The 14,366-nt window shown below is 53.3% G+C and carries 7 protein-coding genes and 1 riboswitch; of the genes, 3 read left to right on the forward strand and 4 right to left on the reverse strand.

All coding sequences use genetic code 11. The features are described from left to right. Positions 1–296 precede the first annotated feature (296 nt). Positions 297–4,325: a DNA-directed RNA polymerase subunit beta gene (gene rpoB / locus G5574_RS14535; RefSeq protein ID WP_033737970.1), complete on the forward strand. Its 4,029-nt coding sequence runs from the start codon at positions 297–299 to the stop codon at positions 4,323–4,325. A gap of 119 nt (positions 4,326–4,444) precedes the next feature. Then, positions 4,445–8,668, forward strand: a complete 4,224-nt coding sequence (gene rpoC / locus G5574_RS14540) for a DNA-directed RNA polymerase subunit beta' (RefSeq protein WP_033737967.1) — start codon at positions 4,445–4,447, stop codon at positions 8,666–8,668. 175 nt (positions 8,669–8,843) lie between these two features. Here the strand turns inward: rpoC and G5574_RS14545 are convergent, their stop codons facing one another. Beyond that, a complete protein-coding gene (locus G5574_RS14545) occupies positions 8,844–9,029 on the reverse strand; it encodes a DUF1127 domain-containing protein (protein ID WP_033737966.1) in 186 nt (61 codons plus the stop codon). A 174-nt stretch (positions 9,030–9,203) separates the two neighbouring features. On the opposite strand from G5574_RS14545, the gene G5574_RS14550 reads away from it, so the two are divergent. Further along, positions 9,204–10,742 (forward strand): aminotransferase-like domain-containing protein, encoded by a 1,539-nt coding sequence (locus tag G5574_RS14550; protein ID WP_164482776.1) that lies wholly within the window; start codon positions 9,204–9,206, stop codon positions 10,740–10,742. Positions 10,743–10,855: 113 nt separating this feature from the next. Here G5574_RS14550 and thiE read toward each other — a convergent pair whose 3' ends face one another. The 3 genes from thiE to rsd form a co-directional block, all read right to left on the reverse strand. Then, positions 10,856–11,488 (reverse strand): thiamine phosphate synthase, encoded by a 633-nt coding sequence (gene thiE, locus G5574_RS14555; protein ID WP_164482777.1) that lies wholly within the window; start codon positions 11,486–11,488, stop codon positions 10,856–10,858. Next, positions 11,489–13,411 (reverse strand): phosphomethylpyrimidine synthase ThiC, encoded by a 1,923-nt coding sequence (gene thiC, locus G5574_RS14560; protein ID WP_033737960.1) that lies wholly within the window; start codon positions 13,409–13,411, stop codon positions 11,489–11,491. Positions 13,412–13,497: 86 nt separating this feature from the next. Next, positions 13,498–13,597: riboswitch (TPP riboswitch) on the reverse strand. Between the two features lie 133 nt (positions 13,598–13,730). Beyond that, positions 13,731–14,234, reverse strand: coding sequence for a sigma D regulator (rsd, locus tag G5574_RS14565; RefSeq protein WP_164482778.1), 504 nt, complete (start codon positions 14,232–14,234; stop codon positions 13,731–13,733). Positions 14,235–14,366 lie beyond the last annotated feature (132 nt).

Consider the following 14,366-nt stretch of genomic DNA (forward strand, 5'->3'; position numbering starts at 1 on the left):
ACTGATGGCTGGTGACTTTTTGGTCACCAGCCTTTTTGCGCTCCAGGGCCTCAATGGGGTTTCGCACTGTTTGTCCATTGTTGCTCTTCAATATCTTTCTCTATCGACGACTTAATATACTGCTTTCCTGTGCGGGTTCCCTGCCCACGCTGAAGCAATGAAATGATTTAAGCGTGATAGAAAGAGGTATTGCACACACTGCCGGGCAGTGCGTGAATCAAACAAAATCGTGTTGCATGAACTGTCCTGTCAGGACGGACAGCGTGGGTCGACTTGTCAGCTAGCTGAGGAACCCTATGGTTTACTCCTATACCGAGAAAAAACGTATTCGTAAGGATTTTGGTAAACGTCCACAAGTTTTGGACATACCTTATCTCCTTTCTATCCAGCTTGATTCGTTTCAGAAGTTTATCGAGCAAGATCCAGAAGGTCAGTACGGACTGGAAGCTGCCTTCCGCTCTGTATTCCCTATCGCGAGCTACAGCGGCAACTCTGAGTTGCAGTATGTCAGCTATCGCTTAGGTGAACCTGTCTTTGACGTGAAAGAATGTCAGATCCGTGGCGTGACCTACTCGGCACCGCTGCGCGTCAAACTGCGTCTGGTGATCTATGAGCGCGAAGCGCCAGAAGGCACAGTAAAAGACATTAAAGAACAAGAAGTCTACATGGGTGAAATTCCACTCATGACAGACAACGGTACCTTTGTTATCAACGGTACTGAGCGTGTTATCGTTTCTCAGCTGCATCGTAGTCCTGGCGTATTCTTTGACAGCGATAAGGGTAAAACCCACTCATCGGGTAAAGTGCTGTATAACGCACGTATCATTCCTTACCGTGGTTCATGGCTGGACTTCGAGTTTGACCCGAAAGACAACCTTTTCGTCCGTATTGACCGTCGTCGTAAGCTGCCGGCCAGTATCATCCTGCGCGCACTGCATTACACCACTGCTGAAATCCTCGATATCTTCTTCGAGAAAGTGGTGTATGAAATCCGTGACAACAAGCTGCAGATGGAACTGGTGCCAGAGCGCCTGCGTGGTGAAACCGCGACCTTCGATATCGAATCGAACGGCACGGTCTACGTTGAGAAAGGGCGTCGCATCACTGCGCGTCACATTCGTCAGCTCGAAAAAGACGGTATCCAGCACATTGAAGTGCCTGTTGAATATATTGCAGGCAAAGTGGTCTCTAAAGATTATATCGATGAGAACACCGGTGAACTGATTATCGCAGCGAACATGGAGCTGTCGCTGGATCTGCTGGCCAAGCTGAGCCAGGCGGGTCACAAGCGTATCGAAACGCTGTTCACCAACGATCTGGATCACGGCCCTTATATCTCCGAGACCCTGCGCGTCGACCCAACCAACGATCGCCTGAGCGCGCTGGTTGAGATTTACCGCATGATGCGTCCTGGTGAGCCACCTACGCGTGAAGCAGCAGAGAACCTGTTCGAGAACCTGTTCTTCTCTGAAGATCGTTACGATCTTTCTGCTGTCGGCCGCATGAAGTTCAACCGTTCATTGCTGCGTGATGAAATCGAAGGTTCAGGTATCCTGAGCAAAGAAGACATCATCGAAGTGATGAAAAAGCTGATCGACATCCGTAACGGTAAAGGCGAAGTGGACGATATCGACCACCTCGGTAACCGTCGTATTCGTTCAGTGGGTGAAATGGCGGAAAACCAGTTCCGCGTCGGCCTGGTCCGTGTTGAGCGTGCAGTGAAAGAGCGTCTTTCTCTGGGCGACCTCGACACATTGATGCCTCAGGACATGATCAACGCCAAGCCTATTTCGGCCGCGGTGAAAGAGTTCTTTGGTTCAAGCCAGCTGTCCCAGTTTATGGATCAGAACAACCCGTTGTCAGAGATTACGCACAAGCGTCGTATCTCTGCTCTCGGCCCGGGTGGTTTAACCCGTGAGCGTGCCGGCTTCGAAGTGCGTGACGTACACCCAACGCACTACGGTCGTGTCTGCCCAATCGAAACCCCTGAAGGTCCGAACATCGGTCTGATCAACTCCTTGTCTGTATATGCGCAGACCAACGAGTACGGTTTCCTGGAAACACCTTATCGTCGCGTGATCGACGGTGTGGTTTCCGATGAAATTCATTACCTGTCTGCCATCGAAGAAGGTAACTATGTCATCGCTCAGGCGAACACCAATCTGTCAGAAGAAGGTGCGTTCGTTGATGACCTGGTGACCTGCCGTAGCAAAGGTGAATCGAGCCTGTTCAGCCGCGATCAGGTTGACTACATGGACGTTTCGACCCAACAGGTCGTTTCCGTCGGTGCGTCACTGATCCCGTTCCTGGAACACGATGATGCTAACCGCGCCCTGATGGGTGCGAACATGCAACGTCAGGCCGTTCCTACACTGCGTGCCGATAAGCCGCTGGTAGGGACCGGTATGGAGCGCGCGGTTGCCGTTGACTCCGGTGTTACCGCTGTGGCGAAACGTGGCGGTACCGTTCAGTACGTTGATGCATCACGTATCGTTATCAAAGTTAACGAAGACGAAATGTATCCGGGCGAAGCGGGCATCGACATCTACAACCTGACCAAATACACCCGTTCTAACCAGAACACCTGTATCAACCAGATGCCATGTGTATCTCTGGGCGAGCCAGTTGAGCGTGGTGATGTGCTGGCTGATGGCCCGTCTACCGATCTCGGTGAACTGGCGCTGGGTCAGAACATGCGCGTCGCGTTCATGCCGTGGAACGGTTACAACTTCGAAGACTCCATCTTAGTCTCCGAGCGCGTGGTGCAGGAAGATCGCTTCACGACCATCCACATTCAGGAACTGGCCTGTGTGTCTCGCGACACCAAGCTGGGGCCAGAAGAGATTACCGCTGACATCCCGAACGTGGGTGAGGCTGCACTCTCTAAACTGGATGAATCCGGTATCGTTTACATCGGTGCGGAAGTGACCGGTGGTGACATTCTGGTTGGTAAAGTGACGCCAAAAGGCGAAACCCAGCTGACACCAGAAGAGAAACTGCTGCGTGCGATCTTCGGTGAGAAAGCGTCTGACGTGAAAGACTCTTCTCTGCGCGTGCCTAACGGTGTTTCGGGTACGGTTATCGACGTTCAGGTCTTCACCCGCGATGGCGTGGAAAAAGACAAACGTGCGCTGGAAATCGAAGAGATGCAGCTGAAGCAGGCGAAGAAAGACCTGTCTGAAGAGCTGCAGATTCTGGAAGCGGGCCTGTTCAGCCGTATCCAGTCTGTCCTGATTTCTGGTGGCGTTGAAGCAGACAAACTGGACAAGCTGCCGCGTGAGCGTTGGCTGGAACTGGGTCTGACTGACGAAGCCAAGCAAAACCAGCTGGAACAGCTGGCAGAGCAGTACGACGAACTGAAGCACGAGTTTGAGAAAAAACTCGAAGGCAAGCGTCGTAAAATCACACAAGGCGATGATCTGGCACCAGGCGTGCTGAAAATCGTTAAGGTTTATCTGGCCGTTAAACGTCAGATTCAGCCTGGTGATAAGATGGCAGGTCGTCACGGTAACAAAGGTGTTATCTCGAAGATCAACCCAATCGAAGACATGCCTTACGATGAGAACGGTACGCCGGTCGATATCGTACTGAACCCGCTGGGCGTACCTTCACGTATGAACATCGGTCAGATCCTTGAGACGCACTTAGGGATGGCAGCGAAAGGTATCGGCGAGAAAATCAACGCGATGCTGAAGAAGCAGGAAGAAGTCGCCAAACTGCGCGAATTCATCCAGCGTGCTTACGATCTGGGCACAGATGTGCGTCAGAAAGTTGACCTGAATACCTTTAGTGATGATGAAGTTCTGCGTCTGGCTGAAAACCTGAAAAAAGGTATGCCAATCGCCACGCCGGTGTTTGATGGTGCGAAAGAGAGCGAAATCAAAGAGCTGTTAGAGCTCGGCGGTCTGCCTTCTTCCGGTCAGATTACCCTGTTTGATGGTCGCACTGGTGAGCAGTTCGAACGTCAGGTAACCGTTGGTTATATGTACATGCTGAAACTCAACCACCTGGTTGATGACAAGATGCACGCACGTTCTACCGGTTCCTACAGCCTCGTTACTCAGCAGCCGCTGGGTGGTAAGGCACAGTTCGGTGGTCAGCGCTTCGGTGAGATGGAAGTATGGGCACTGGAAGCATACGGTGCGGCATATACCCTCCAGGAAATGCTTACCGTTAAGTCTGATGACGTTAACGGCCGTACCAAGATGTATAAGAACATCGTGGATGGCAACCATCAGATGGAACCTGGCATGCCAGAATCGTTCAACGTACTGTTGAAAGAGATTCGCTCGCTGGGTATCAACATCGAGCTGGAAGACGAGTAACCCTCAGTAGCAGGCTTCGGCCTGTAAGCGCAGGGTTAACGCGCTCGCATTTGTACTGGTTATGGGGCGTTCAATTTCGGTTGGACGCCCCTGAGTCTCACTCCGACGGGAGCTAATCCGTGAAAGACTTACTTAAGTTTCTGAAAGCGCAAACTAAGACCGAAGAGTTTGATGCGATCAAAATTGCGCTGGCTTCGCCAGACATGATCCGTTCATGGTCTTTTGGTGAAGTTAAAAAGCCGGAAACCATTAACTACCGTACCTTCAAGCCAGAGCGTGACGGTCTTTTCTGTGCCCGTATTTTTGGACCGGTAAAAGATTACGAATGCCTGTGCGGTAAGTACAAGCGTTTAAAACATCGTGGCGTAATCTGCGAGAAGTGTGGCGTAGAAGTTACACAGACCAAAGTACGTCGTGAGCGCATGGGCCACATTGAACTGGCATCACCGACTGCGCACATTTGGTTCCTGAAATCACTGCCATCGCGTATCGGCTTGCTGCTGGATATGCCGCTGCGTGATATCGAGCGCGTGCTGTACTTCGAATCTTATGTTGTGATCGAAGGCGGCATGACTAACCTGGAAAAACGTCAGATTCTGACGGAAGAGCAGTACCTTGACGCGCTGGAAGAGTTCGGTGACGAATTCGACGCGAAGATGGGTGCAGAAGCTATCCAGGCGCTGCTGAAAAATATGGATCTGGAGCAAGAGTGCGAGCAGCTGCGTGAAGAGCTGAACGAAACCAACTCCGAGACCAAGCGTAAAAAACTGACCAAGCGTATCAAGCTGCTGGAAGCGTTCGTTCAGTCTGGTAATAAGCCAGAGTGGATGATCCTGACCGTTCTGCCGGTTCTGCCGCCTGATCTGCGTCCGCTGGTACCGCTGGATGGTGGTCGTTTCGCTACGTCGGATCTGAACGATCTGTATCGTCGCGTGATCAACCGTAACAACCGTCTGAAACGCCTGCTGGATCTGGCTGCGCCAGATATCATCGTACGTAACGAAAAACGTATGCTGCAGGAAGCGGTTGATGCCCTGCTGGATAACGGTCGTCGCGGTCGTGCGATCACCGGTTCTAACAAGCGTCCTCTGAAATCTTTGGCCGATATGATCAAAGGTAAGCAGGGTCGTTTCCGTCAGAACCTGCTCGGTAAGCGTGTCGACTACTCCGGTCGTTCTGTTATTACCGTTGGTCCATACCTGCGTCTGCATCAGTGCGGTCTGCCGAAGAAAATGGCACTGGAGCTGTTCAAACCGTTCATCTACGGCAAGCTGGAACTGCGTGGCCTGGCCACCACCATCAAAGCCGCGAAGAAGATGGTTGAGCGTGAAGAAGCTGTCGTTTGGGATATCCTGGACGAAGTCATCCGCGAACACCCGGTCCTGCTGAACCGTGCACCAACGCTGCACCGTTTAGGTATCCAGGCCTTTGAACCGGTTCTGATCGAAGGTAAAGCCATCCAGCTTCACCCGCTGGTTTGTGCGGCCTATAACGCCGACTTCGATGGTGACCAGATGGCTGTTCACGTACCGCTGACGCTGGAAGCCCAGCTGGAAGCGCGTGCGCTGATGATGTCGACCAACAACATTCTGTCACCGGCGAACGGCGAGCCAATCATCGTTCCTTCACAGGACGTTGTACTGGGTCTGTACTACATGACCCGCGACAAAGTGAATGCCAAAGGTGAAGGCATGGTGCTGACCGGCCCGAAAGAAGCTGAGCGTGTTTATCGCGCTGGCCTGGCCGAGCTGCATGCGCGCGTTAAAGTGCGTATCACTGAGTACAGCAAAAACGAGCAGGATGAGTTCGTTGCGAAAACCAGCTTGATCGACACCACCATTGGTCGTTCGATTCTGTGGATGATCGTACCGAAAGGTCTGCCTTTCTCCATCGTCAACCAGGCGCTGGGTAAAAAGGCTATCTCTAAAATGCTGAACACCTGTTATCGCATTTTGGGCCTGAAGCCGACCGTTATCTTTGCTGACCAGACCATGTACACCGGTTTCGCCTACGCCGCCCGTTCAGGTGCGTCTGTTGGTATCGACGACATGGTTATCCCAGCCAAGAAAGTGGAAATCATCTCTGAAGCCGAAGCCGAAGTGGCCGAAATTCAGGAACAGTTCCAGTCTGGTCTGGTTACCGCCGGCGAACGTTACAACAAAGTCATCGATATCTGGGCTGCCGCGAACGAGCGCGTAGCGAAGGCGATGATGGAAAACCTCTCAACCGAGACCGTGATTAACCGTGACGGCGAAGAAGAGAAACAGGTTTCCTTTAACAGCATCTTTATGATGGCCGACTCCGGTGCGCGTGGTTCTGCTGCACAGATTCGTCAGCTGGCCGGTATGCGTGGTCTGATGGCTAAGCCAGATGGCTCCATCATTGAAACGCCTATCACCGCGAACTTCCGTGAAGGTCTGAACGTACTTCAGTACTTCATCTCGACGCACGGTGCACGTAAAGGTCTTGCAGATACCGCACTGAAAACCGCGAACTCCGGTTATCTGACGCGTCGTCTGGTTGACGTTGCGCAGGATCTGGTTGTCACCGAAGACGACTGTGGTACACACGAAGGCATCATGATGACGCCAGTCATCGAAGGTGGCGACGTGAAAGAGCCACTGCGTGAGCGCGTTCTGGGCCGTGTAACGGCAGAAGACGTTCTGAAGCCTGGCACGGCTGATATTCTGGTTCCACGTAACACACTGCTCGATGAGCACTGGTGTGACGTGCTGGAACTGAACTCAGTCGACAGCGTGAAGGTGCGTTCGGTTGTAGGTTGTGAAACCGACTTTGGTGTGTGTGCGCATTGCTATGGTCGCGACCTGGCACGTGGTCACATCATCAACAAAGGCGAAGCAATCGGTGTTATCGCGGCACAGTCAATCGGTGAGCCGGGTACACAGCTGACGATGCGTACGTTCCACATCGGTGGTGCGGCATCTCGTGCGGCAGCTGAATCCAGCATTCAGGTGAAGAACAAAGGTACCATCAAGCTGACCAATGCTAAGTCGGTAACGAACTCAGCAGGCAAGCTGGTGATCACCTCGCGTAACGTTGAACTGAAAATGATCGACGAATTTGGCCGTACGAAAGAGAGCTATAAAGTTCCTTACGGTGCGACCATGGCGAAAGGTGATGGTGAGCAGGTTGCTGCGGGTGAAACCGTTGCAAACTGGGATCCGCATACCATGCCAGTTATCACAGAAGTGGGCGGTTTCATTCGCTTCACCGACATGATCGATGGTCAGACCATTACGCGTCAGACTGACGACTTAACGGGTCTGTCATCGCTGGTGGTTCTGGACTCTGCAGAACGTACCTCAGGTGGTAAAGATCTGCGTCCGGCACTGAAAATCGTTGATGCCAACGGCAATGATGTTCTGATCCCAGGTACCGATATGCCTGCTCAGTACTTCCTGCCAGGTAAAGCGATTGTACAGCTGGAAGATGGCGTGAAGATCAGCTCGGGTGATACCCTGGCGCGTGTTCCGCAGGAATCTGGCGGTACCAAGGATATTACCGGTGGTCTGCCACGCGTTGCTGACCTGTTCGAAGCGCGTCGTCCGAAAGAACCAGCAATCCTGGCGGAGATCAGCGGCATCATCTCCTTCGGTAAAGAAACCAAAGGTAAGCGTCGTCTGGTGATTACACCGCTGGATGGTAGCGATCCGTACGAAGAGATGATTCCGAAATGGCGTCAGCTGAACGTGTTCGAAGGTGAACGTGTTGAGCGCGGTGACGTGGTTTCCGATGGTCCAGAGTCACCACATGACATCCTGCGTTTACGTGGCGTGCATGCGGTTACCCGTTACATCACTAACGAAGTGCAGGAAGTTTACCGTCTGCAAGGCGTTAAGATTAACGATAAGCACATCGAAGTCATCGTTCGTCAGATGCTGCGTAAAGCTACTATCATGAGCGCGGGCAGCACCGAGTTCCTGGAAGGTGAGCAGGCTGAATTCTCTCGCATCAAGATCTCTAACCGTGAACTTGAAGCGAACGGAAAAGTTGGCGCAACCTTCGTACGTGACCTGCTGGGTATCACTAAAGCGTCACTGGCAACCGAATCGTTCATCTCTGCAGCATCGTTCCAGGAAACTACACGTGTCCTGACCGAAGCGGCAGTAGCAGGCAAGCGCGACGAACTGCGCGGTCTGAAAGAGAACGTGATCGTGGGTCGTTTGATCCCGGCCGGTACCGGTTACGCTTATCACCAGGATCGTATGCGTCGTCGTGCGGCAGGCGAAGTGCCAGCTGCACCGCAGGTGACTGCTGACGAAGCATCCGCAAGCCTGGCGGAGTTACTGAACGCGGGTCTTGGCGGTAACAACGACGAGTAATCGTCAAACGCCTGATAAAAAACCCTGCTCCGGCAGGGTTTTTTTTTGCCTGCGAGATCAGGCTGTCTTATACAGGCGGCACCGGCATTCATAACGCGTGCTGTCGTGAAGAGTGTTTTCCGAAGTCCGTCCTGTTAACGAAATCGACTCACGCCTGTTTGCAGGCGAGCCGTAATTAAAAGCGTTTGTTGATATCGCTTCTCTTTAACCCGATATCTTTCAGCGCACTGTCGCTCAGTCTGCATAAAATCATGCGGGTTTCGCGCCGACACTGCCAGCGACGAAAATGATGCCAGATAAAGCGAAACAGGCTGAGTGAAACTGCAAAGGGTTTAGCGCTACGATTTTCCTCATATCCCATGATCCTGCCCTCAGTAAGTAACCTGAGAAATATTTTCATGCAGATACAATTTCCAATACAGATGCACCCGAAGCAATTATTTAACATACAGATTGCCGTCAGCGTGGACTGAATGGTAGAAATACAGGCTGTCTGTACTGTTTTGTCGGGTCATCAACCTGGCTGAGGTCGATCATGACGCGCTATCAACATTTAGCCACATTGCTGGAAAAACGTATTGAACAGGGGTTGTACCAAAGTGGCGAACGCCTGCCCTCCGTTCGGAGTTTGAGCGTCGAACATGGTGTCAGCATCAGCACGGTACAGCAGGCCTATTATCTGCTGGAGCAGAAACAGCTGATTATTGCGCAGGCGCGTTCCGGGTATTTTGTGGCGCCGCATAAGGCGATGCCGCCCGTTCCGGCCTTGACGCGTCCGGCGCAACATCCGGTGGAAATTACCCAGTGGGACGCGGTGCTTGACCTGCTTAACAGCCGCCGGGAACAGGATGTACTGCAACTGGGCAGCGGTATGCCGGATTTAACGCAGTCCACACTGAAACCTCTGTGGAAGGCGTTTAGCCGTCAGGCGCAGCAGCAGGAAAGCACGCTGCTGAATTACGACAACCTTTACGGTGTCGCCCGGCTGAGAGAACAAATTGCCCGGTTGATGATCGACAGCGGCTGCCAGCTGACCTCAGAAGATATTGTGATTACCACAGGCTGCCACGAAGCGCTGTCAGTGTCCGTGCGCGCAATATGCCAGCCCGGCGATATCATTGCGGTCGAATCGCCGTCATTTCACGGCATCATGCAGACATTACGTGGGTTCGGCATTCGGGCCATTGAGATTCCGACCGATTCTGTAACGGGAATCAGCCTTGAAGCGCTGGAACTGGCCTTTGATCAGTGGCCGATCAAAGCGGTCGTCGTCGTCCCTAACTGCAACAATCCTCTTGGCTTTATCATGCCCGAAAAGCGCAAGCGCGCGCTGCTGAGTCTGGTACAGCGTTTTGATGCGGCGATCATTGAAGACGATGTTTATGGTGAGCTGGCCTGGGAGTACCCGCGGCCTTCATCCATTAAATCTCTGGATACAGAAGGACGCGTATTGCTGTGCAGCTCGTTTTCCAAAACGCTGGCACCGGGTTTACGTGTGGGCTGGGTGGCGCCCGGACGCTTCCGCGATCGTGTTTTGCATATGAAATACATTGTGACAGGTTCTACCGCCACTCAGCCTCAGCATGCCGTAGCTGACTTTATCCAGCAGGGCCATTACCAGACGCATCTTCGGCGGATGCGCCAGGTTTACCAGCGCAATTACGACACCTTTTCCTGCTGGGTACGGCATTACTTCCCTTGCGGTATCTGCGTCACGCGGCCTCACGGCGGTTTTTTGATGTGGATTGAATTGCCTGAGGCATTTGATGCGGTGCAGCTCAACCACGAATTACGCAAATCAGGGATCCAGATTGCCGTAGGCTCGCTGTTTTCGGCCTCCGGAAAGTACCGTAACTGTCTGCGCCTGAATTACGCCTTGCCCGCAAGCGGTAAGATTGAACAGGCACTGGCCTTGACCGGTAAGGCTGTCGAGCGGGCGATGGCCGCCTGTGCGCATCAGCCGTCGGCTGACCTGTCCGCCGTTATCGATATCATCGCTTCAGGTGGTGAGAAGCAGGGCCAGAAAGAGGAGGGAACTGGCCCTGGTCAGGCCATCCCGGCCGGACGCCAGTGACTTTAAAGGACAGAAAAAAGCCGCGCCAGTCGCAATGTTCATTGCCGTGCGCGGCTTTCCAGTTTTTATCTGCCTGTTGCACAACGTGCGCGTTTATCTGCGCGACAGGGCGGTTAATGCCCGGATTCGGGCTCAACAAGCTGTAACAGCTCGCGGGTGGCCGCCCGCCAGTCCTCTGCCTGCGTAATGGCGCTCACCACGGCGATACTGCCGACACCAGTTTCCAGTACCGCCGGAACGCGATCAATGCTGATGCCGCCAATCGCCACGGTAGAGATCCCCTGCAACCGACTCAGATGGCGTTTAAGTTCAGGCAAACCCTGCGGAGAAGAGGGCATCACCTTCGTCTGAGTCGGAAAGATATGTCCCAGCGCAATGTAGGAAGGACGCAGCGCCAGCGCCCGATCCAGCTCAGCATCATCGTGCGTGGAAATGCCCAGGCGCAAGCCTGCGTCCAGAATGCGCTGCACATTGGCCACGGCCAGATCTTCCTGCCCCAGATGAACGCCATAAGCCTTATGCTTAATCGCCAGCTGCCAGTAGTCATTAATAAACAGGCGCGCCTGGTAACGCTGACCTGTTGCGATAGCCTGGATGATGGTGGGTTCAACGATCTCATCTGGCAGATCCTTAATCCGCAGCTGAATCGTGCGCACCCCGGCATCCAGTAAGCGTTCGATCCATTCAACGCTGTCGACCACCGGATACAGCCCTAATCGCGGCGCGGTAGCGGGAAAGGCGTTCATTTACTCCTCCTTAATCGCTGTGGCGGGATGGTAGAGTTCACCGCCCCGTTCACGGAAATGATCAGACATCTGCGCCATGCCAACCTCAATAGCCTGCGCTTCCGCTTCCTGTCTGGCAGCATAGTCACGCACTTCCTGCGTGATCTTCATTGAGCAAAACTTAGGGCCGCACATTGAACAGAAGTGGGCGACTTTACCCGATTCCTGTGGCAACGTTTCATCGTGATAGGCCCGGGCTGTATGAGGATCCAGCGCCAGATTGAACTGATCTTCCCAGCGAAATTCGAAGCGCGCTTTCGACATGGCGTTGTCGCGGATCTGCGCCCCCGGATGGCCTTTGGCCAGATCGGCAGCATGCGCGGCGATCTTGTAAGTGATTAACCCCTGTTTCACATCCTCTTTGTTTGGCAGGCCAAGATGCTCCTTCGGCGTGACGTAACACAACATCGCGCAGCCAAACCAGCCAATCATGGCGGCACCGATGCCAGAGGTAAAATGATCGTAGCCCGGCGCAATGTCGGTCGTCAGTGGGCCCAGAGTATAAAACGGCGCTTCATGGCAATGTTCCAGCTGCTCTGTCATGTTGCGACGGATCATCTGCATCGGGATATGGCCGGGGCCTTCGATCATCACCTGTACGTCATATTCCCAGGCTATTTTTGTCAGTTCACCCAGCGTGTGCAGCTCAGCGAACTGTGCTTCGTCGTTGGCGTCCTGAATCGATCCGGGGCGTAATCCGTCGCCCAGTGACAAAGCGATATCGTAGGCTGCGCAAATTTCACAGATGTCGCGGAAGTGTTCATAGAGAAAGCTCTCTTTGTGATGAGACAGGCACCACTTCGCCATAATGGAGCCACCACGGGACACAATACCGGTCAGGCGTTTTGCAGTCATGGGAACGTAGCGCAGCAGCACACCCGCATGGATAGTAAAATAATCCACGCCCTGTTCGGCCTGCTCCAGTAACGTATCGCGGAAAATGTCCCAGTTCAGGTTTTCAGCCACACCGTTGACCTTCTCCAGTGCCTGATAAATCGGAACAGTGCCGATGGGAACAGGACTGTTACGCAGAATCCATTCACGGGTTTCATGAATATAGCGTCCGGTCGACAGATCCATGACCGTGTCCGCGCCCCAGCGTGTGGACCAGACCAGCTTTTCTACTTCTTCTTCAATAGACGAGGTCACCGCTGAGTTACCAATGTTGGCATTCACCTTCACGAGAAAGTTGCGTCCAATGATCATCGGTTCGGATTCGGGATGGTTGATATTGGCCGGAATAATGGCGCGGCCAGCGGCCACTTCCTGGCGTACAAACTCGGGGGTAATGTTTTCGGGCAGATGGGCACCAAAGCTGTGGCCCGGATGCTGTTGCAGAAGTACCTCACCACGAATGCGCTCACGGCCCATGTTCTCCCTGATGGCGATGAACTCCATCTCTGGCGTGATGATTCCCCGACGCGCGTAATGTAACTGGGTCACACAGCGGCCGGCTTTAGCACGGCGCGGCGTTGGCAGATGTTCAAAGCGCAGGTGATCCAGTCCGTCATCAGCCAGTCGCTGCTGCGTATACGCCGAGCTAATCTGCGTCAGTTTTTCGCTGTCGTCGCGCTCTTCAATCCAGCGAGCACGCAGTTTATCCAGTCCGCGATGCACGTCGATTTTTGCTGCCGGATCGCCATAGGCACCGGCGGTGTCATAAACCGGCACAGGCTCATTTTCCTGGTAAACGGGCTCATCTTTACTGCCGCCGGTCAATGTAGGGCTAAGCTGGATTTCGCGCATGGGGACACGAATGTCGTCACGACTGCCGGTCAGCCAGATACGTTTTGAGTTGGGAAAGGCACTGCCACCCTGCAGGGAATCAATGAATTCCTGTGCCTGAGCACGTTGTTCGCGACGGGTCGTTTTCGTAGTAGACATAGCAATATTCCAGTAAGTGGGAAGGTTGCTTGTCCGGAGTTCGGAAGGAGTAACGGCACAGCGGGCACCCTGAGTGCGGCGTACCGTAAAAATTTACTCTTGTTCCCTTCGCAGGTTCTAACCTGATCAGGTTCCGCGGATCCCGAATTAACGGTCTCAGCCCAATGGGCACTCCGACAAGATTTGGTTTAACGGTTAATCAGGTCCCGCAAGGACGTGCAACCGTCAAACCCTGACTAACATAAAACAGATGTTTTAAAGCCCACTCAGCATAAGGGGGCTTTTTATGAATCACAAGTTATTTACATTTGCGGCCCTGTTAAGCAGGGCGGGCAATTTCACTATCGTTCGCCACGGGCGGAGTCAGGTGATTGTCCCATGCCATTTGGATAAGCTTGTCTTCAAGGGTAAAACGCGCCTCAAGAGCTTCGCCGACTTCTGACAAGGCGTGCTGAAACGTCACATAGTTGTCGTCGTCGATGGCCTGTTGCAGGTGGCTGTCATACAACTGCATCAACTGCTCGGTATTGGCTTCCAGCGACGGGTAAATCTGCGCGGCAGCCAGCAGCGGACTGGTGCCGTCCATCTCTGCAATCAAACGCTGGTAAAGGCTAAAGTGACCGGATGAAAGATAATCGACCAGCGTGTGGCAAAAGTTATCCAGTGCCTGCTCGTCCAGGCGAGTCAGCGCTTCTTTTTTTGGCTTGATGCCGACCAAATGGTAATAAGAAACCAACAGCTGGCGGCGAGCTGCCAGCCATGAATCTACCAGTTCATTACTGCCACCTACGCGTTGGGTCAGAACGTCTAACTGGTTAAGCATAGTTAACTCCGTATGCGTTATGCACCTTCATATTTCAGATTAGCGATGCGCCAATTGCGCTTGTTCTCCGCGAACCTGTCGGGATAAATAAGCGTGCTGTCGTCTTGCAACCAGAATTATTTGGGTATAGTT

Origin of the sequence: Pantoea stewartii (genome assembly GCF_011044475.1) — a bacterium.
In the GTDB taxonomy this organism is placed as follows: domain Bacteria; phylum Pseudomonadota; class Gammaproteobacteria; order Enterobacterales; family Enterobacteriaceae; genus Pantoea; species Pantoea stewartii.

Bases quoted from the DNA above. Each gene is read 5' to 3' on its own strand.
- rpoB (WP_033737970.1), top strand. From the start codon at position 297: ATGGTTTACTCCTATACCGAGAAAAAACGTATTCGTAAGGATTTTGGT.
- G5574_RS14545 (WP_033737966.1), bottom strand. From the start codon at position 9,029: ATGGGATATGAGGAAAATCGTAGCGCTAAACCCTTTGCAGTTTCACTC.
- G5574_RS14550 (WP_164482776.1), top strand. From the start codon at position 9,204: ATGACGCGCTATCAACATTTAGCCACATTGCTGGAAAAACGTATTGAA.
- thiE (WP_164482777.1), bottom strand. From the start codon at position 11,488: ATGAACGCCTTTCCCGCTACCGCGCCGCGATTAGGGCTGTATCCGGTG.
- thiC (WP_033737960.1), bottom strand. From the start codon at position 13,411: ATGTCTACTACGAAAACGACCCGTCGCGAACAACGTGCTCAGGCACAG.
- rsd (WP_164482778.1), bottom strand. From the start codon at position 14,234: ATGCTTAACCAGTTAGACGTTCTGACCCAACGCGTAGGTGGCAGTAAT.